Source organism: Marivita sp. (assembly GCF_020055635.1).
Lineage (GTDB): Bacteria > Pseudomonadota > Alphaproteobacteria > Rhodobacterales > Rhodobacteraceae > Marivita.
Window position 1 is genome coordinate 1 of sequence record NZ_JAIPUT010000065.1, and the last position, 18,583, is coordinate 18,583.

21 protein-coding genes and 2 tRNA genes are annotated in these 18,583 nt (G+C 65.7%); 12 read left to right on the forward strand and 11 right to left on the reverse strand.

Annotated elements, in window-relative coordinates; translation table 11 throughout:
- Positions 1–892: NADH-ubiquinone oxidoreductase-F iron-sulfur binding region domain-containing protein (locus LCF60_RS20280; RefSeq protein WP_292294361.1), on the forward strand; the 892-nt coding region annotated here is incomplete at its 5' end.
- Between the two features lie 64 nt (positions 893–956).
- Positions 957–2,381 (forward strand): signal recognition particle-docking protein FtsY, encoded by a 1,425-nt coding sequence (gene ftsY / locus LCF60_RS20285; protein WP_292294362.1) that lies wholly within the window; start codon positions 957–959, stop codon positions 2,379–2,381.
- On the opposite strand, the gene LCF60_RS20290 is transcribed toward ftsY, so the two are convergent.
- The gene (locus tag LCF60_RS20290; RefSeq protein ID WP_292294363.1) at positions 2,378–2,860 is read right to left on the reverse strand and encodes an MgtC/SapB family protein; all 483 of its coding nucleotides are present in this window, start codon (positions 2,858–2,860) and stop codon (positions 2,378–2,380) included. The genes ftsY and LCF60_RS20290 overlap by 4 nt on opposite strands.
- Positions 2,861–2,919: 59 nt before the next feature.
- On the opposite strand from LCF60_RS20290, the gene LCF60_RS20295 reads away from it, so the two are divergent.
- Both LCF60_RS20295 and LCF60_RS20300 read left to right on the forward strand, forming a co-directional pair.
- The gene (locus LCF60_RS20295) at positions 2,920–3,822 is read left to right on the forward strand and encodes an EamA family transporter (RefSeq protein WP_292294364.1); all 903 of its coding nucleotides are present in this window, start codon (positions 2,920–2,922) and stop codon (positions 3,820–3,822) included.
- 3 nt (positions 3,823–3,825) lie between these two features.
- Positions 3,826–4,425 (forward strand): inner membrane-spanning protein YciB, encoded by a 600-nt coding sequence (locus LCF60_RS20300; protein WP_292294365.1) that lies wholly within the window; start codon positions 3,826–3,828, stop codon positions 4,423–4,425.
- 51 nt (positions 4,426–4,476) lie between these two features.
- Here LCF60_RS20300 and LCF60_RS20305 read toward each other — a convergent pair whose 3' ends face one another.
- Positions 4,477–4,917, reverse strand: a complete 441-nt coding sequence (locus LCF60_RS20305) for an Lrp/AsnC family transcriptional regulator (protein WP_292294366.1) — start codon at positions 4,915–4,917, stop codon at positions 4,477–4,479.
- Positions 4,918–5,040: 123 nt separating this feature from the next.
- On the opposite strand from LCF60_RS20305, the gene LCF60_RS20310 reads away from it, so the two are divergent.
- From LCF60_RS20310 to LCF60_RS20325, 4 genes are all read left to right on the forward strand, one after another.
- Positions 5,041–6,222, forward strand: a complete 1,182-nt coding sequence (locus LCF60_RS20310) for a type III PLP-dependent enzyme (protein ID WP_292294367.1) — start codon at positions 5,041–5,043, stop codon at positions 6,220–6,222.
- A gap of 41 nt (positions 6,223–6,263) precedes the next feature.
- Positions 6,264–8,561 carry a xanthine dehydrogenase family protein molybdopterin-binding subunit gene (locus LCF60_RS20315; protein WP_292294368.1) on the forward strand — a complete coding sequence of 766 codons (2,298 nt, stop codon included), beginning with the start codon at positions 6,264–6,266 and terminating at the stop codon, positions 8,559–8,561.
- Positions 8,539–9,597 (forward strand): DUF2235 domain-containing protein, encoded by a 1,059-nt coding sequence (locus LCF60_RS20320; RefSeq protein WP_292294369.1) that lies wholly within the window; start codon positions 8,539–8,541, stop codon positions 9,595–9,597. Before LCF60_RS20315 ends, LCF60_RS20320 begins: the two co-directional genes overlap by 23 nt.
- Before the next feature lie 186 nt (positions 9,598–9,783).
- Entirely contained in the window at positions 9,784–10,251 is a 468-nt protein-coding gene (locus LCF60_RS20325) for a CoA-binding protein (protein ID WP_292294370.1), read from the forward strand.
- A gap of 98 nt (positions 10,252–10,349) precedes the next feature.
- Here LCF60_RS20325 and LCF60_RS20330 read toward each other — a convergent pair whose 3' ends face one another.
- Complete coding sequence (locus tag LCF60_RS20330) at positions 10,350–10,658, reverse strand: phosphoribosyl-ATP diphosphatase (RefSeq protein WP_292294371.1); 309 nt, start codon at positions 10,656–10,658, stop codon at positions 10,350–10,352.
- Positions 10,655–11,416, reverse strand: coding sequence for an imidazole glycerol phosphate synthase subunit HisF (hisF, locus tag LCF60_RS20335; protein ID WP_292294372.1), 762 nt, complete (start codon positions 11,414–11,416; stop codon positions 10,655–10,657). The genes LCF60_RS20330 and hisF overlap by 4 nt, the downstream gene beginning before the upstream one ends.
- Positions 11,417–11,504: 88 nt before the next feature.
- On the opposite strand from hisF, the gene LCF60_RS20340 reads away from it, so the two are divergent.
- Both LCF60_RS20340 and LCF60_RS20345 read left to right on the forward strand, forming a co-directional pair.
- Positions 11,505–12,263 (forward strand): SDR family oxidoreductase, encoded by a 759-nt coding sequence (locus LCF60_RS20340; protein WP_292294373.1) that lies wholly within the window; start codon positions 11,505–11,507, stop codon positions 12,261–12,263.
- Positions 12,264–12,345: 82 nt separating this feature from the next.
- Positions 12,346–12,798, forward strand: coding sequence for a DUF302 domain-containing protein (locus tag LCF60_RS20345; RefSeq protein WP_292294374.1), 453 nt, complete (start codon positions 12,346–12,348; stop codon positions 12,796–12,798).
- Here LCF60_RS20345 and hisA read toward each other — a convergent pair.
- A complete protein-coding gene (gene hisA, locus LCF60_RS20350) occupies positions 12,795–13,517 on the reverse strand; it encodes a 1-(5-phosphoribosyl)-5-[(5-phosphoribosylamino)methylideneamino]imidazole-4-carboxamide isomerase (protein ID WP_292294375.1) in 723 nt (240 codons plus the stop codon). The genes LCF60_RS20345 and hisA overlap by 4 nt on opposite strands.
- Positions 13,518–13,653: 136 nt before the next feature.
- Here hisA and LCF60_RS20355 point away from each other — a divergent pair, with 136 nt between their 5' ends.
- Positions 13,654–14,040, forward strand: coding sequence for a DUF2147 domain-containing protein (locus tag LCF60_RS20355; RefSeq protein WP_292294376.1), 387 nt, complete (start codon positions 13,654–13,656; stop codon positions 14,038–14,040).
- A 129-nt stretch (positions 14,041–14,169) separates the two neighbouring features.
- Here the strand turns inward: LCF60_RS20355 and LCF60_RS20360 are convergent, their stop codons facing one another.
- The 5 genes from LCF60_RS20360 to LCF60_RS20380 all read right to left on the reverse strand — a co-directional run bounded on the left by LCF60_RS20360 (position 14,170) and on the right by LCF60_RS20380 (position 16,336).
- Positions 14,170–14,766 (reverse strand): LysE family translocator, encoded by a 597-nt coding sequence (locus tag LCF60_RS20360; protein WP_292294377.1) that lies wholly within the window; start codon positions 14,764–14,766, stop codon positions 14,170–14,172.
- 79 nt (positions 14,767–14,845) lie between these two features.
- The gene (hisH, locus tag LCF60_RS20365) at positions 14,846–15,481 is read right to left on the reverse strand and encodes an imidazole glycerol phosphate synthase subunit HisH (protein ID WP_292294378.1); all 636 of its coding nucleotides are present in this window, start codon (positions 15,479–15,481) and stop codon (positions 14,846–14,848) included.
- Between the two features lie 3 nt (positions 15,482–15,484).
- Positions 15,485–16,072 (reverse strand): imidazoleglycerol-phosphate dehydratase HisB, encoded by a 588-nt coding sequence (gene hisB / locus LCF60_RS20370; RefSeq protein WP_292294379.1) that lies wholly within the window; start codon positions 16,070–16,072, stop codon positions 15,485–15,487.
- Between the two features lie 93 nt (positions 16,073–16,165).
- Positions 16,166–16,240 (reverse strand) — tRNA-Gly (locus tag LCF60_RS20375).
- A 21-nt stretch (positions 16,241–16,261) separates the two neighbouring features.
- Positions 16,262–16,336, reverse strand: a tRNA-Gly gene (locus LCF60_RS20380).
- A 484-nt stretch (positions 16,337–16,820) separates the two neighbouring features.
- Here LCF60_RS20380 and LCF60_RS20385 point away from each other — a divergent pair.
- Complete coding sequence (locus tag LCF60_RS20385; RefSeq protein ID WP_292294380.1) at positions 16,821–17,129, forward strand: hypothetical protein; 309 nt, start codon at positions 16,821–16,823, stop codon at positions 17,127–17,129.
- 64 nt (positions 17,130–17,193) lie between these two features.
- Here LCF60_RS20385 and LCF60_RS20390 read toward each other — a convergent pair.
- A partial coding sequence (locus LCF60_RS20390) for a biotin/lipoyl-containing protein (protein ID WP_292294381.1) occupies positions 17,194–18,583 on the reverse strand: 1,390 nt, incomplete at its 5' end.

Here is an 18,583-nt window from a genome sequence, read left to right on the forward strand (position 1 = left end):
CATCCCGCATCTCTTCCTCGAAGGCATGCTGATCGCGGCCTGGGCGGTCGAGGCCGACACCTGCTTCATCTACATGCGCGACGAATACCCTGCCGTGCTTGCCATCCTGCGCCGCGAGATTGCGGCGCTCGAGGCAGCGGGCATGGTCGCACCCGGCTATATCGACCTGCGGCGGGGCGCGGGGGCCTATATCTGCGGCGAGGAATCCGCGATGATCGAGTCCATCGAAGGCAAGCGCGGCATCCCGCGCCACCGCCCGCCCTACGTGGCGCAGGTGGGTGTCTTTGATCGGCCGACGCTGGTGCACAATGTCGAGACCCTGCACTGGATCACCCGCATCTGCCGCGAGGGGCCGGAGGTTTTGAACACCACCGAACGCAACGGCCGCAAGGGGCTGCGGTCCTATTCCGTGTCGGGGCGTGTCGCCAATCCGGGCGTGTACCTGCTGCCCGCGGGCAGCACGATCACCGACATCATCGAGGCCGCAGGCGGCATGGCCGAGGGGCACGGCTTCAAGGCGTACCAGCCCGGCGGCCCGTCCTCGGGGCTGCTGCCCGCGTCGATGAATGACATCCCGCTGGATTTCGACACGCTGCAGCCGCACGGGTCCTTCATCGGCTCGGCCGCCGTGGTGGTGCTGTCGGACAAGGACCGCGCCCGCGATGCCGCGCTCAACATGTTGCGCTTCTTCGAGGACGAATCCTGCGGCCAGTGCACGCCGTGCCGGGTGGGCTGCGAAAAGGCGGTCAAGCTGATGCAGGCCGAGCACTGGAACCGACCGCTGCTCGAAGAGGTCTGCCAGGCGATGGCCGACGCGTCGATCTGCGGTCTGGGACAGGCCGCACCGAACCCCATCCGCATGACAATGATCCATTTCCCGGACGAGGTCTGAGCCTTCCATCTTGTCGCGGAAATGACTAGGTGAGGGGGAACGACCCACAGATGGACGGCCCCCCATGTCCTTTTTCGGCAAGCTGAAATCGAAGCTCTTCAAATCCTCGTCCAAGCTGGACGAGGGGCTGGACGCCATTGTCGCCGAGGGTGGCGAGGAAACACCCACGCCCGAAACGACACCGCCCCCCGACACGCCGCCGTCCGAGCCGGAACCGGTCACGCCGCCGCCCGACGTGCCTGCGCCGGACACTCCCGAAGAGGTGCCGGAGCCCGACCTGCCTCAGCCCGATCTGCCTGATCCGGATGCCCCGCGCGAGGTGCCGCAGCCCGATCTGCCCGAGCCGGAGCGCCCGCAGGAGGTGCCGCAGCCCGATCTGCCGGGGCAGGACAGGCCGCCGCAGCCGGGGCCGGACATTTCGCCGCCCGGGCCGTCGCCGGTCAGCCCGCCGCAGCCGCCCTCCGAGGCGCCGCAGCCCAGCGACCCCAGCCCTGCGCCGCCGTCCGAGGTTCCACCCGCGTCCCCCCCCGAGATCCCGTTGAAATCCGTTGGTCTGGCCGAGGTCGCCCGCGCGCCCGATACCGCCCCCGCCGAACCGTCGAAACCGGGTCTCCTCGGCCGCCTTCTGGGCCGCAGCGCCGCGCCGACCGAGATCCGGCGCGAGCTGGACGACGCGATGCTGGAACAGCTTGAAGAACTGCTGATCCAGGCGGATATGGGGGTCGACACGTCCTTGCGCGTCACCGCCAATATCGCCGAGGGCCGTTATGGTCGGAAACTGAGCGTGCGCGAGATCAAGGAACTGCTGGCCGCAGAGATCGCCCGCATCATGGAGCCGGTGGCGCGCCCGATGCCGCTGTATCCCACCAAGCCGCAGGTGGTGCTGGTGGTCGGCGTCAACGGGTCGGGCAAGACGACGACCATCGGCAAGCTGGCAAGCCAGTTCCGCGCCGCGGGCAAGAGCGTTGTCATTGCCGCCGGGGACACCTTCCGCGCCGCTGCGGTCGAACAGCTTCAGGTCTGGGGCGACCGGGCCGGGGTGCCGGTGCTGACCGCGCCCGAAGGGTCCGATCCGGCCAGCCTTGCCTTCGATGCCATGACCAAGGCGCAGGCGGACGGGGCGGATTTGCTGATGATCGACACGGCGGGCCGGTTGCAGAACCGCGCCGACCTGATGGAAGAGCTTGCCAAGATCGTCCGGGTGATCCGCAAGAAGGACCCGAACGCGCCGCACAACACGCTGCTGGTGCTTGACGCCACCACCGGTCAGAACGCGCTCAGCCAGGTCAAGACCTTCCAGGAGCTTGCGGATGTGTCGGGGCTGGTGATGACCAAGCTGGACGGCACGGCCAAGGGCGGGGTGCTGGTGGCGCTGGCGGACAAGTTCGGGCTGCCCATCCATGCCATCGGCGTGGGCGAACAGATCGACGATCTCCAGGCCTTCGACCCCGAGGAATTCGCCGCCGCGTTGACAGGGTTGCCCACCTAGTGCGTGCCCATGTACTTTTCGACCAGACGCAGGATCCACAGAACGCAGACGACAACCGCCGTGGCCATCGCGGCGAGCGCCATCTGCCCCGCGCCGCAGCCCAGGCCGACCGCCCCGGCCAGCCACAGGGACGTTCCGGTGGTGACGTTCTGCACCCTGCCGTTTGCGGTGAAGATCAGCCCCGCAGCCAGGAAGGCCACGCCGGCGGTGACCGCTTCGATCATGCGCAGCGGATCGACTCGCTTGACGTCTTCGCCGTTGCCGTATTCGAGCGCCGCCAGTTCCTGACCCAGGATGACGAAGAGGCAGGCCGCGACGGACACCAGGATATGGGTGCGCAGCCCGGCCGGCTTTTCCTGTCGTTCCCGTTCGAACCCGATCACCCCGCCCAGCAGGGTCGCGCTGAGGATGCGGATGAACGCCTCGTAGGCGGGAACCGCCGAAAAGGTGGTGTCGAGGTAGTTCGTCAGGAAGTCCATGGCGCGCCCTTCTGGTGTCTCGAGGCGTCAACGATGCGTGATGAGGCCTTGTTCCGGAGATGAGCGCCTGGCTGGTTTCGATCGAGGGCACCGAGGCCGGTGCACAGCTTGCCCTGTGGCTGGCGCTGCTGGCGGCGGTGCTGCACGCGGCCTTTGGCGCGTTGCAGAAGGGGCGGCACGATCCGTGGCTGTCGCGCGGCGCCATCGACGCAAGCTACGGGCTGATGGCCGCGCCCTTCGCGCTTCTTGTCGTGCCCTGGCCCGAGCCGCATATGTGGCCGATCTTCTTCGGCGCGTTCGTCATCCACCTGGGTTACAAGCTCTTGCAGGCGCAGGCCTATACCAAGGGCGCCTTTACCGTGGTTTATCCCGTGGTGCGCGGCACCGGGCCGCTTTTCGCGGTTATCGGTGCGTATATCCTGTTCGGCGAGACCTTCTCTGCGACCCAGTGGTTCGGCCTCGGGGTGCTGCTGGCGGGGATCTTCGGCCTTGCGGTCTACAACCTGGTCTTTCTTGAGGCCGAACGCGACACGCTGCCGGTCGCGCTGGTGCTGGCGGTGGCCACGGGCCTTTTCGTCGCGCTCTACACGACCTATGACGCCTTCGGCATCCGCGCCACGGCGGACCCGTTCACCTTTCTGGCGTGGTTCTTCATGATCGACAGCGTCGCGATGCCGATCATCGCGGTGCTGCGCTATCGCAGCATGACCTACAGGCCGGACCTGGGTCCGCTCGCTGTCAGAGGTGTGATCGGCGGAGTGGTGGCCTTTTTCAGTTTCGGCTCCATAATGTTGGCCACACGTCTGGACCAGGTCGGAGAGGCGGCGGTGCTGCGCGAGACCTCGACCGTGTTCGCCGCGATCATCGGCTGGGTGTTCCTGAAGGAAACCGTAGGTCCCCGCAGGATTGCCTTGATGGCCCTGATTGCGCTAGGGGCTGTCATCGTGGAAATCGGAGGCTGAGCCTTGGCACAACGTCATATCCCGCAATGGGCGAAATCGGCACTGGAACTGGGTCCGGTGATCGGGTTCTTCGTGGCCTATCTCTGGCTCAAGGACGAGGTCTTCCCGATCTCGGGCACCGAGTATGACGGCTTCGTCGTCGTCACGGCGCTGTTCATCCCGGTCATCCTCGCGTCGATGGGCGCGCTCTGGTGGCTGACCGGACATATCAGCCGGATGCAGATCGTGACGGCGGTTCTGGTGGTGGTGTTCGGCGGGTTGACCGTCTGGCTCAACGATGACCGCTTCATCAAGATGAAACCCACCATGGTCTACCTTCTTCTGGGCGGGATCCTCGCCATCGGGTTGTTGCGCGGTCAAAGCTACCTGCGCGTTGTGATGGGCGAACTGCTCCCGATGGAGCAGGAGGGCTGGATGATCCTGACCCGGCGCATGACCGCGCTTTTCTTCCTGCTGGCGGCCTCGAACGAGATCGTGTGGCGCACGCAAAGCACGGAAATCTGGGTGTATTTCGAAACCTTCGTCCTGACAGGGGCGACTTTCGTCTTCTTCATTGCCCAGGCCGGTCTGATCCAGAGATACAGCACCGCCGAGGAAGACTAGGCGCGACGCAGCCGCAGGGCTGCGTAAACGCGGCGTCGACGCCGCGTCCGCCTATCCGCGCCGGTCGATCTTGGTCGACAGGTGGATGAAGCTTTCCGAGCTTTGCACCCCCTTCGCCTCGGCGATGTCATCCAGTGCCGCATCGAGGTCCTGCGTCGTCCGCGCGCTGATCTCGACCACCAGGTCGGCCCGGCCCGAGACCGTCATCACCGCCTCGACATTGGGCAACGCCCGCAGACGCGACAGAACTCCCGGTCCGGTGCGCGGCGCGATCGACACCAGCACGGTGGCCCGGATCGGCGCGGCGATGCCGTCGCCCGTGCGCAGCGTGAATCCGGCGATCACCCCCCGTTCCAGCAGCCGGTCGATCCGCGTCTGCACCGTGGTGCGCGCCAGCCCAAGCTGGCGGGCCAGTTCCGCCACCGGCGCACGTGCGTCGCGCTTGAGAAGGGCAATCAGCTCTGCGTCGGTTTCGTCGATCTGTAAGGTCATGTCGTCGATCTGACCGCAAACGAGTCAGATTTGCAAGAACTGCCGATAGAATCCGACAGGCCGGGGCTGCAGGATTTTCGTCAGGCAGACAAGACTCTGAGCAGACAAGACCAAGGGGCAAAAATGGTTGCAGGTGCACAAGACATCAAACATGCGCGGTTCGATCGGGCCCGCGTGACCGATCTGATCGGACAGGAGGCTCCGGACGCGCCGCTCGCGCTGTTTCGTCCCGATGCGCTTCGACGCCGGGCGCAGACCTTCCTGCGGGGTTTTCCCGGCGCGGTCAGCTACGCGGTCAAGGCCAATCCGGCCGCCGAGATCCTCAACGGGCTGGTGGAGACGGGCATCACCAGTTTCGACGTTGCCTCGGTCGCCGAGATGCACGCCGCCCGGCAGGCCTGTCCCGAGGCGCGGCTGCACTATCACAACCCGATCCGGTCCCGCTCCGAGATCGCCGAGGCCAGGACATTCGGGATCGCGTCCTGGTCGGTGGACCGGGCCTCGGAACTCGACAAGCTGGGAGATCTGCCGCCGGGCGCCGAGATCGCGGTGCGCCTGTCGCTGAAACGGCGTGGCGGGGCGTATGATTTCGGGTCGAAGTTCGGCGCCTCCCCAGACGCCGCCGTCGCCCTTCTGAAAGAGGTCGCGGCGCGAGGCCTGACACCGTCGCTGACCTTTCATCCGGGCACGCAATGCACCGACGCGTCCTGCTGGGCCGATTACATCGCCGCCTGCGCAGAGCTTGCGGAACGGGCCGGCGTGCAGCTGGCAAGCCTCAATGTGGGCGGCGGGTTCCCGTCGGTCTGCGACAGCGCGCCCGAGACACTCCGAACGATCTTCGCCACCATCGAGACCGCCACGGCCCGGCATTTCCCGCAGGATGCGCCACGGCTCTGGTGCGAACCGGGGCGGGCCATGGTGGCCGACGCGCTGTGGTTGCTGCTGCGCATCAAGGCGCGCAGCGGTGACGCGCTTTACCTCAATGACGGGCTGTACGGCGCGCTGGGTGAATGGCGGGACATGCCGGTGCCGGGGCAGGTGACGGTTCTCGACAGGGCGGGCCGCGAACGGGCCGGGCGCGCGACGCCCTTCACGATCTTCGGCCCCACCTGCGACAGCCTCGACCGTGTCCCGGGAGCCTGGGACCTGCCCGCCGACACCGCCGAGGAAGACCATCTGCTGCTCACCGGGGCCGGGGCCTACAGCCTCGCGCTTGTCACCGGGTTCAACGGATACGGCACCCGAAAGACGGTCGATCTGTCGGAGTGGCGCAAAGAGGCTGGACAGCACCGCCTCGCAGGCTAGTGTCCCGCGCATTATGACGGGGCACAAAGCGCGAGGGCGACATGGAAAAATTCGGCAAGTCACAGCCTGTAAAACGGGTCGAGGACATTCGGTTCCTGAACGGTACCGGGCGCTATGTCGATGACATCGCGCCGAAAGACGCGTTGCGGGGTTACGTGTTCCGGTCCTCCGTCGCGCATGCCGATATCGACACGCTCGACGTGTCCGAGGCGCGCACGGCTGCGGGGGTGCACCTGGTCCTGACCGCCGCCGATCTGCAAGAGGCGGGACTCACCGAAGGCCTGTGGAGCACCACGGTGCCGAACCGGGACGGCTCTGACGGCGCGTCGCCGTTCCGACCGGTCCTTGCCAAGGACACCGTGCGCCATGTCGGCGAGGCGGTCGCGTTCATCGTGGCCGACAGTCTTGAGGCGGCCCGCGACGCGGCGGAACTGATCGCCTTCGACTACACCGACAAGCCGGTGCATCTGGGACTTGCCGCCGGTGGCGAGGCGCTGCACCCGCAAGCCCCGGAAAACCGCGCCTTCGACTGGGGCATGGGAGAGGAAGCCGCGACCGATCAGGCGTTCGAGACGGCCCACCGCACCGTCAGCCTCGATGTCGAGGACAACCGGGTCATCGTCAATTCGATGGAGCCGCGCGGCTGTTATGCCGAGATCGAGGGCAACCGCCTGCATGTCGCCATCAACGCGCAGGGCGTCTGGGAGCACAAGAGACAGCTGGCGCGCATTCTGGGCATGGCCGAGGATGATATCCGCGTCACCAACCCCGACACCGGCGGTGGGTTCGGCATGAAGGGCATGCCGCATCCGGAAAACTTCCTGACCGCGATCGCCTGCAAGCTGCTGGGCAAGCCGGTGCGCTGGATGTCCGAACGCACCGAGGCGATGCTGTCCGACAATGCGGGCCGCGACCTGCGCCACACGGCGGAGCTGGCCTTTGACGCGGACAACCGCATCACCGCCTACCGGGTGCGCACGGTCGCCAATATGGGGGCTTACAATTCCCACTTCGCCCAGGCGATCCAGACCAACCTTTTCGCCAAGGTGCTGATGGGGGTCTATGACGTGCAGACCTCGTGGTTGCAGGTCGAAGGGGTCTACACCAACACCACGCCGGTCGATGCCTATCGCGGCGCCGGGCGACCCGAGGCGATCTACCTGCTCGAGCGCGTCATGGACCGCGCCGCGCGCGAGCTGGGTGTCGATCCGTGGGAGCTGCGCCGCATCAACTTCATCAAGCCGCAGCAGTTTCCCTACACCACGACAACCGGGGAGACCTATGACGTGGGCGATTTCGACCGCGTGCTGACCCGCGCCGAAACCTTTGCCGACCGCGCCGGGTTCGATGCCCGCCGGAGCGCCTCCGAAGCGCAGGGCAAGCTTCGCGGGATGGGGCTGTGCTATTACATCGAAAGCATCCTTGGCGCGCCGGCCGAGGATGTGAAGGTCACGTTCGACGAGGATGGCGGGGCGTCGATCTATGTCGGGACGCAATCCAACGGGCAGGGGCACGAGACCGTGTTCACGCAGTTCCTGTCGGACCAGACCGGCATCCCGGCTCATAAGATCCGCCTCGTGCAAGGCGACAGCGACCTGATCGCGCGCGGCGGCGGCACCGGCGGGTCGCGGTCGGTCACGGTGCAGAACACCGCGACCCTGGCGGCAGTGGACAAGATCATCACCGCCTTCACCGCGTTTCTGGCCGACGCGCAGGGCGTGGACGAGGCCGAGATCAGCTTTGACGACGAACAGTTCCGCGTCGGCACGTCGAATGTCACGCCGACGATGCTTGAAGTGGCGCAGATGGCGCGCGAGGCGGGGCGCCAGGACCTGCTGGCCTTTGACGCAACGGCCACGCTGGATGGGCGCAGCTTCCCCAATGGCGCGCATGTGGCCGAGGTCGAGATCGACCCGGACACCGGTCATGTCACCGTCGACCGCTACACGGTGGTCGACGACTTCGGCAACCTCATCAACCCGATGCTGGCCGAAGGACAGGTGCATGGCGGCGTGGCGCAGGGCCTGGGACAGGCGCTCACCGAACGGGTGGTCTATGACGAAGACGGGCAGCTGCTCACGGCAACGTTCATGGACTACGCGATGCCGCGCGCCGATGATATCCCGATGATCGGATTCACCACGGAAGCCACCCCGTCCAAGACCAACCCGATGGGCATGAAAGGCTGCGGCGAGGCTGGCACCGTTGGGGCGCTTGCCGCGGTTTCCAACGCCGTGCAGGACGCGATGTGGTCGCGCGGCGTGCGGCAGGCGGACATGCCGTTCACACCGCAACGGGTCTGGGGCATGTTGCAGGATGCGCGTCTCGCGGCTGAGTGATACCGTTCTCGGCTGGTTCCGCAGAGGGGTTTCTGCGGACCAGACGCCGGTCACCGTTCGGCGGGGCACCAGGGACCACGTGATCATCCTCGACGGGACGCTGTCGTCGCTCGAGCCGGGCTGCGAGACCAATGCGGGCCGCCTCTACCGGTTGCTGCAAGAGGTCGGCGGAGACCTGTCGGTCTATTACGAATCCGGCCTGCAATGGTCCGACTGGCGCAGCGCGTCCGACATCGCGGTCGGGCGCGGCATAAACCGCCAGATCTGCCGCGCCTACGGGTTCCTGGCCTCGCGCTATCTGCCCGGCGACCGGATCTTCCTGTTCGGCTATTCGCGCGGGGCCTTCGCCGTCCGGTCCCTGGCCGGCTGTATCGACCGCATCGGCCTGGTGCGCGCCGAACATGCGACCGAACGCAACATCCGTCAGGCCTACCGCCTGTACCGCTACGGCGCTTCGAGCGACGGCGCGCGCAGCTTTGCCCGGCTTTACTGTCACGACAGCACCACGATCGCGGTTGTCGGGGTCTGGGACACGGTCAAGGCGCTGGGCATGCGGCTGCCGATCCTGTGGCGCTATACCAATGACAAGCACGCCTTTCACAGCCACGAGCTGGGCGCGTCGATCCGGCACGGGTTTCACGCGCTGGCCTATCACGAGCGCCGCATGGCCTACGAGCCGGTGCTCTGGTCCTGCCCGCCGGGATGGCAGGGCCATGTGGAACAGGTCTGGTTCAAGGGCGTGCATGGCGATATCGGCGGCCAGTTGCGCGGCCACGAGGCGGCGCGCCCGCTGGCCAATATCCCGCTGGTCTGGATGCTGGACCGGGCCGAATCGGCGGGCCTGCCGTTGCCCGAGGGGTGGCGCACGCGTTTTCAGCTGGACGCCCAGGCGCCCTCATCGGGCAACTGGCGCGGCTGGGGCAAGCTTTTTCTCCACCGCCGGCCGCGCGCGGTGGGCCGCGATCCGTCGGAGCGTGTGCACGAGACCGTGTCGGTGACGCAACCGCAGGCAATATCGGAGCCGGTTTCCGGTTGACATCTGACGAACCCGTGATCGGCGCGCCGGCAATCTCCCTTTAAATCGACGAAATCATGCCTACCTATCTGTCAGGTCACGGGCATGGAACACCCGATGCACCTTCACTGTCCCTCGTTCCAACACTGGCGCCCAAGGTCTCCTTGGGCGCTTTTTCTTTGCCGCGCGACCGGCTAAAGAGGGCGCATGACCCAATTAGATGACCTCCTGCGCACGATCCTCAAACGCACCAAGACCGTGGCAGTTGTCGGCGTGTCGATGAACCCGGTGCGCCCGTCCTATTACGTGGCGCGCTACCTGTCGCTCAAGGGGTTCACGGTGATCCCGGTCAATCCGGGTCACGCAGGCCAGCGGTTGTTCGGGGCCGAGGTGAAGGCGTCGCTTTCCGAGATCGAGGGCGGCGTGGACATGGTGGACATCTTCCGCCGTTCTGAAGCTGTGCCGCCGATCGTGGACGAGGCGCTGGAGCGGTTCCCGGACTTGCAGACGGTCTGGATGCAGATCGGTGTGGAACATGCCGAGGCGGCGGCAAAGGCCGAAGCGCGCGGCGTGGACGTGGTGATGAACCGCTGCCCCAAGATCGAATACCAGCGGCTTTTCGGGGAGCTGCGCATGGGTGGGTTCAACACCGGCATCATCTCGTCCAAGCTGTGAGGCCGGGCGCACGATGCGTTGACGCATCGTGACGTTTCCGTTGACGGAAACGCCGGGGCGCTGCCCCGGACCCCGGGATATTTTTGAACCGGAGAAGATCAGGCGCGGGAGGCTTTTTCCTGCAATCCCGAGCGCCCCTGGCGGCGGTCCAGTTCCGTCATCACATCGGCCAGGGCCACGTCGCGCGATTTCAGCATCACCAGAAGATGAAAGAGGACGTCCGCGGCTTCGCTTGTCAGGCGATCCCGGTCGCCCTTGACCGCTTCGATCACCGCCTCGATGGCTTCTTCGCCGAATTTCTCGGCGCATTTCTCGGGGCCCTTGGCCAGCAGCTTGGCGGTCCAGCTTTCCTGGGCGCCGGCATTGGCGCGGGTGGCGACAATCTGTTCAAGCTCGTCCAGGGTCATGCCAGCCTCACCGGGATGTGGGCGGCGGCCATGTGGGCCTTGGCCTCGCCGATCGTGTATTCGCCGAAATGGAAGATCGACGCGGCCAGGACTGCGCTGGCCCCGCCTTCGGTTACACCTTCGACCAAGTGATCCAGCGTGCCGACGCCGCCCGATGCGATCACCGGTATGTCCACCGCGTCCGTTATCGCGCGGGTCAGCGGCAGGTTGAATCCCGCCCTTGTGCCGTCGCGGTCCATCGAGGTGAGCAGGATTTCTCCGGCGCCCTTTGCGGCCATTGTTCGTGCAAATGCGACTGCGTCGATGCCGGTGGGTTTGCGGCCCCCGTGGGTGAAAATCTCCCAGCGGCCCGGTTCCACCGTCTTGGCGTCGATGGCCACCACGATGCACTGGCTGCCGAACTGGTCGGCGGCTTCGGCCACCACGTCCGGGTTGGCGACGGCGGCGGAGTTGAACGACACCTTGTCGGCCCCGGCCAGCAAGAGCGCGCGCACATCGGCCACGCTGCGCACGCCGCCTCCGACGGTGAGCGGGATGAAGCATTGTTCCGCGGTGCGCGTCACCACGTCGAACATGGTGCCGCGGTTTTCATGCGTCGCGTGGATGTCGAGGAAGCAGATCTCGTCCGCCCCCGCGGCGTCATAGGCGCGAGCGGCATCCACAGGGTCCCCGGCGTCGCGCAGGTCGACGAAATTGACACCCTTGACCACGCGGCCATCGGCGACGTCGAGACAGGGAATGATGCGGATTTTCAACATGAGGTGTCGCGTACCCCGAAGATCGCCGCTTGTGAAGCCTGTGCGTGACGCATTATGCCTGTCGACCTAAGGAAAGAGGAGGTTCCCCATGTCAGAGTCATTCGCCCGCTACCCCAGCCTGTCCGACAAGACCGTGTTTCTGACCGGGGGAGCGTCGGGCATCGGGGCCGAGATCGTGCGGGCCTTCGCGGCGCAGGGGGCAAAGGTCGGCTTCGTCGATCTGGACGCCGACGCCGCGCAGGCTCTGGTGGAGAGGACCGAGGGCACCGTTGCCTGGGAACAGGCCGATCTGCGCGACATTCCGGCGCTGCAAGAGGCGTTCGGGCGGCTGAAGGCGCAGCTTGGCCCGGCGCAGGTGCTGGTGAACAATGCCGCCCGCGACGACCGCCACGACTGGCGCGAGGTCACGCCGGACTACTGGGACGAGCGGCAGGCGACCAACCTGCGGCACATGTTCTTTGCCATCCAGGCCGTGGCCCCCGACATGATCGGCGCAGGCGGCGGGGCGATCGTCAACATGGGATCGAACAGCTGGTGGGAAGCCGTCGGCAACATGCCGGCCTATGTCACCGCCAAGGCGGCGGTGCATGGCCTGACGCGGACGATGGCGCGCGATCTGGGCGAACACCGCATCCGGGTCAACACGGTGGTGCCCGGCTGGATCATGACCGCGCGGCAGAAAGAGTTCTGGGCGACGCCGGTCGCGCTCGAGGCGCATCGGCAGAACCAGTGCCTGCCCGACCTGATCGACCCGGTCTACGTGGCCCGCATGGTGCTGTTCCTGGCCTCGGACGACGCCGCCATGTGCACCGCCAACAATTACATGGTCGAGGCGGGCTCGATCTGAGGCGTGGCCCCTCACGGCATCGTGGCTGTTACGTGAACCCTTCTTGAACGATGCTGCGAAGGACAAGGTTCAGGAGGCCGTGATGAAACACAGTTTACTTGGCGCGTGTTTCGCGCTTGCCGCAACCACCGCTCTGGCCGGGGACAACGGCCTGACCACAAAGGACAGCACATTGGGTGTGACCGAGGCCGTGGATGCCATGGTTGCGGCGATGGAGGGCGCGGGAATCACCGTCTTTGCCCGTGTCGATCACGGGGCAGGGGCGCAGTCGATCGGCGAGGATATCGGCGCGTCGCAGGTGCTGATCTTCGGCAATCCGCAGGTCGGCACGCCCGCGATCCAGGACGATCCGGCCGCGGGGCTTTACCTGCCGCTCAAGGTGCTGGTCTACGAAGACGCGATGGGCGGCACCAGGATCGTATACGAAGACCCGGCGGCGATGCTGGGCAAGCTGGGCGGCGTGTCCGAGGATGCCGAGTACCTGAAGACCATGACCGGCGCGCTGGCCCGGTTCACCGATATGGCGGCAAACTAGCCGCGCAGCGCCGCGAGCGCGTCTTTCAGGTCCAGCGCCCCGTCATAGAGTGCGCGGCCTGAAATCGCGCCGTTCAGATTGGCTCCGCAATCGCGCAGCGCGATCAGGTCGTCGAGCGACGACACCCCGCCCGAGGCGATCACCGGGATCGACACGGAGCGCGCCAGATCGGCGGTTGCCTCCACGTTCGGGCCCTGCATCGCGCCGTCGCGGTTGATGTCGGTATAGATGATCGCGGCCACACCTGCGTCCTCGAAGGATTTTGCCAGATCCGTCACCATCACGTCGGTCTCCTCGGCCCAGCCCTTGGTCGCCACGCGGCCATTGCGGGCGTCGATGCCGACGGCGACATGGCCGGGAAACGCGCGTGCCGCGTCGCGCACCAGATCGGGGTTCTCGACCGCCACGGTGCCGAGGATCACCCGCTGCAAGCCCTTGTCGAGCCAGCGCTCGATCGTCGCCATGTCACGGATGCCGCCGCCCAGCTGCGCCGGCACCTTGCAGCGCGCGAGGATCGACTCAACCGCCGCCGCGTTCACCGGCTCTCCGGCGAAGGCTCCGTTCAGGTCCACCAGATGCAGCCACTCGCAGCCCGCCGCGACGAATTCCATCGCCTGGGCGGCGGGGTCGTCGTTGAAGACGGTGGATTTTTCCATGTCGCCGCGCAAGAGGCGCACGGCCTGTCCGTCCTTGAGGTCGATGGCGGGGTAGAGGATCATGGCGCGGTCTCCGGTCAGATGTCGCCCGCGCTTTGACATGACGGAACGGCACATGCAACGCGACCTCGCGTCAATCTTGATCGGGCTCGGATCCGTGCGTCAGTGTTTCGACACCATTCTGAGGGAGGAGACAGGAATGAAACTGATGACACTCGCGGCGGGCCTCATGCTCGCCGCCACCGCCGCCTTTGCCGATCCGGTGGAAGGCACGTGGAAAACCCAGCCCGGCGATGACGGATCGTTTGGTCTTGTGACCATCAGCCCCTGCGGCGCCGAGATCTGCGGTGTGCTGGGGCAGGGCTATGATGCCAGCGGTGCCAAGATCGCGTCGCCCAATATCGGCCGCCAGATGATCTGGGGGATGAAACCGGCCGGCAATGGGGCCTACAAGGGCGGCAAGATCTGGGCACCGGACCGCGACAAGACATACAATTCGAAGATGACGCTGACCGGCGACCAGTTGAAGGTGGAAGGCTGCGTGTTTGGCATCTGTCGCGGCCAGACCTGGACGCGGGTGAAGTGATCGGGGTTTCGCGGCGGCTCTGCCGCCGCGACAGGCTGGGGGGCTTTGCCCCCCAGACCCCCCAGGATACTTGGAAACCGAAGAAGCTTGGGGTGGCGAATGCCGGCGGCGCCTGGGCCCTGCACAGGTTCAGGCCAGCAGCATCCAGACCGCCACCCCGGCCAGCACCGCCGCAAACCCACGGTTCAGCCTGACAGCGCTTCGGTCGTCGCGGAACGCGCGGGCAAGCCGGTCGCCGATCAACGTCCATGTCGAAAAGGCCAGCAGGTTGTTCAGCGTGAACACCGTGGTGATCAGCAGCACGGCTGCAAGAACATGGGGCTCTGCCGGCGACAGGAATTGCGAGAACATCAGTGCGATGATGACATAGGCCTTGGGATTCAGAAGCAGCAGCATCACGCCGTCGACAAACGACGCGGGGCGCGCCTCTTGCGGGGTCTTGGTCGATCCGGCGCGCCAGAGCTTGACCGCGAGCCACAGCACATAGACCGCACCCCCTGCCTTGAGGGCGGGAAAGAGCATCGGCCAGCCCTCGAGCAAACCCATGAGGCCAAGGCCAAGGCCCAGTGTCACGATCCATGTGGCGAGGTGATAGCCGGCGCTGGCGGGAAGGGTGGCCCGGAACCCGAAAACTGCGCCATTGGCGGCGAAGAGCATGTTGCCGGGGCCGGGGCTGTAGGCCAGCGGGAAGAGGAAGATCAGCAGGGCAACGATGGTTTCGGTCATGGGGATGTCCCTTGTGTCAGGACATCAGTTTGCGCCTGAGCCGGTTCGGGGGCGATCCGGTTCCTGCGCTTTTGTCAGGTCAGGGCGCCCAACGCAGGAAGTTGGCGATCATCCGCAGACCGGCAGCCGCGCTTTTCTCGGGGTGGAACTGAAAGCCGACCCTGTTGTCGCGCGCCACGATCGCCGTGACATCGCCACCATAGTCCACATGGGCCATGCGCTGGTCGGGGGTATCGACCCGCATCTGGTAGGAATGCACGAAATAGGCGTGTTCGCCGGTCTCGACCCCGGCCAGCACCGGGTGGCGGGCGTCGATCACCAGATCGTTCCAGCCCATATGCGGCACCTTCATGCCCGCGCCCGAGGGGGTGATCCGTTCGACCACGCCGTCGATCCAGCCCAGACCATCGGTGGGTTCGTATTCCAGCCCCTGACGCGCCATGAGCTGCATGCCGACGCAGATGCCAAGGAACGGCCGCGCCTTGACCTCGACCGCTTCGACCATCGCCGCGAACGCGCCGGACGCGCGCAGGGCCGCAGCACAGGCCGGGAAGGCGCCGTCGCCGGGCAGCACGATCCGGTCGGCGCCCGCGATCACCTCGGGGTCCGCCGTGACCACGACCGATCCCGCGCCGACCTCCAGAGCCATACGCTGAAACGCCTTCTCGGCAGAGTGGAGGTTGCCGCTCTCGTAATCGATGATCGCCGTCAGCACGGGTTACAGCGCCCCCTTGGTGGAGGGGATCGCATCGCCCTTTCGGGGATCGACCTCGAGCGCATCGCGCAAGCTGCGGGCCACCGCCTTGAACGCGGCTTCGGCGATGTGGTGGCTGTTCACTCCGTGCAACAGGTCGACATGCAGCGTGATGCCGCCATGGGTGCTGAACGCCTGGAAGAACTCGCGCACCAGTTCAGTGTCGAATGTGCCCACCTTGGCAGTCGGCATGGCCACGTTCCACACGAGGAACGGCCGCGCCGACAGGTCCAGCGCCGCGCGCACCAGCGCGTCGTCCATCGGCAGGAGGCACGCGCCATAGCGCACGATCCCGCGCTTGTCGCCCATGGCCTGCGTCAACGCCTGACCCAGCGCGATGCCCACATCCTCGACCGTATGGTGATCGTCGATATGCAGATCACCCTCGCAACGCACCGTCATGTCGATCAGGGAATGCCGCGCCAGCTGGTCGAGCATGTGGTCGAAGAACCCGACCCCGGTCTGGTTGTCATAACTCCCGGTGCCGTCCAGATCGACCTTTACGGTGATCTTTGTCTCGGCTGTGGTGCGGGTGATCGTGGCGCTGCGCATATCGCCTCTCCTTGGGCTGGGTTGCGGCCTTATAGGCAGCACCGCGCGCCCCGAAAAGGGGGGAGATGCACCACAATGAAGGAAGAAGGACGATGGAGCGGGCGAGGCGATTCGAACGCCCGACCCTAACCTTGGCAAGGTTATGCTCTACCCCTGAGCTACGCCCGCGCTGCCATCGTCGTACCGGATTGGAGCGGGCGAGGCGATTCGAACGCCCGACCCTAACCTTGGCAAGGTTATGCTCTACCCCTGAGCTACGCCCGCGCTGCCAATCTGGTACGGGCGGATTTAGTGTGTGTCGGGGCAGGGTGCAAGAGGAAAATTTGGGGGCTAGCGAGGGGATCGTCACACCAGGCCGGCCTGTCAGGGATGGTCGGCGCGGCGCATGATTCCGCGACCACATGAACGCTGTCCGAGAGACTTTGCCTGGCAAGACGGTTTTATTGCGCGTGGCCCGGAGAACGCTATGCTCGAAAGACGTTTGTGGAGAGTTTGCAAAGCATCTTCATTGCGCTTTACTATTTTGAACGAATTTAACAGTCGCGTATTCAGTTAAGGAAAAATCAGTATGAATTTGATGACGGGTCTCAAAAGCTTCCTGACCTCTTGGAAAGTCGAGGAAGGATGCGCCTGGACGGTTGCGCAACAGGTTGCGGGCGCACTGCAAAAAGGACAATTACCAAGCCCCGGAGGTTGCCTGCTTGTCGATTCCTTTCGCCAGAATAGTGCGTCAGGGTCATCCTCGTCGGTGTCTGTCGAAGAGTTCCGCCGCGTCTACGAAAGGGTCGGACGCGGTCGCTACGATGCCGGTGCCCGACACAAATCGGACCCCACGGCTAACGGATACACCGAGGTCGAATGGACGTACCTGTCGCGCATACAGTCGGACAACGGGCGTCCGGTCGTACGCAAGAGTCCGGGCCGGTACCAGTTCGACATGGGGCCGCAAGGCTACACCGAGGTGGAATGGACGTATTTGAAGTCCGGAGAGCTCGGGCTGACCGGACAATCCATTCGCAATGTCGCGCAGTCCATTGCGGGGAGGCCCGCGGCCTGAAGTACGCCGACTTCATCGCTGGAGAATAGAGCGAATGGTGGGTTGATCGCCCACCATTCGCCAATCACTCCAACTCGATCAACAAATCCTTCGCGTCGATCTGCGATGCCGCCTGCACGTGTACGGCCTTCACCACCGCGTCGCGCTCGGCGTGCAGGCCGGTTTCCATCTTCATCGCCTCGATGGTCAGCAGCAGGTCGCCCTCCTTGATCTTCTGGCCCACCTTGACCACGACCGAGGCCACGACCCCCGGCATCGGCGCGCCGATGTGGTTGGGGTTGGCGACTTCCGCCTTGGGCCGCGCCGCCGTGGTGGCCTTGGCCTTGCGGTCGGGCACGCGGATCGTGCGCGGCTGGCCGTTCAGCTCGAAGAACACCCGCACCTCGCCATCGTCCTGCGTGTCGCCGAGCGCGATCAGGCGAATTTCGAGCGTCTTGCCGGGGTCGATCTCGGCGCTGATCTGGTCGCCCTGTTCCATGCCGTAGAAGAACGTGTGCGTCGGCAGCACCCGCACCGGGCCATAGGTGCGGTGGCGGCCCATGTAATCCAGGAAGACCTTGGGATACATGAGATATCCGGCGAGATCCTCGTCGTCGATCGCCTTGCCCTCAAGCTCCTTGATGACCTTGGTGCGGGTCTCCTCGATATCCACCGGGGCGGCGTGTTTGCCGGGGCGGTCGGTAAAGGCTTTTTCGCCCTTGAGGATCTTCTTCTGGATCGCCGAGGGCCACCCGCCCGGAGGCTGCCCGAGATTGCCGCGCATCATGTCCACCACCGAGTCGGGGAAGGACACTTCGGTCTCGGGGTCCTCCACGTCCGTGCGGGTCAGGCCCTGCGACACCATCATCAGCGCCATGTCGCCCACCACCTTGGAGGACGGCGTGACCTTGACGATATCGCCGAACATCTGGTTCACGTCGGCATAGGTCTGCGCCACCTCGTGCCAGCGTTCTTCAAGCCCGAGGCTGCGCGCCTGCGCCTTGAGGTTGGTGAACTGCCCGCCGGGCATCTCGTGCAGGTAGACCTCGGAGGCGGGGGCCTGCTGGCCGCTCTCGAACGCCGCGTATTGCCCGCGCACCGCTTCCCAGTAGTTGCTGATCTCGCGGATCGCCGAGATGTCCAGCGTCGTCTCGCGCTCGGTGTGGCGCAGCGCCTCGACCACCGAACCCAGCGTGGGCTGCGAGGTGTTGCCCGACAGCGCGTCCATCGCCGCATCAACCGCATCGACGCCAGCCGCCGCAGCCGCCATGATCGTGGCGATGCCCGCGCCGGACGTGTCGTGGGTGTGGAAATGGACGGGCAAGCCCACCTCTTCCTTGAGCGCCTTGATCAGCGGCCCGGCGGCGGCAGGTTTCATCAGCCCGGCCATGTCTTTCAGCCCGAGGATGTGCGATCCGGCGTCGCGCAGTTCCTTGCCCATCGACACGTAGTATTTCAGGTCATACTTGGACCGC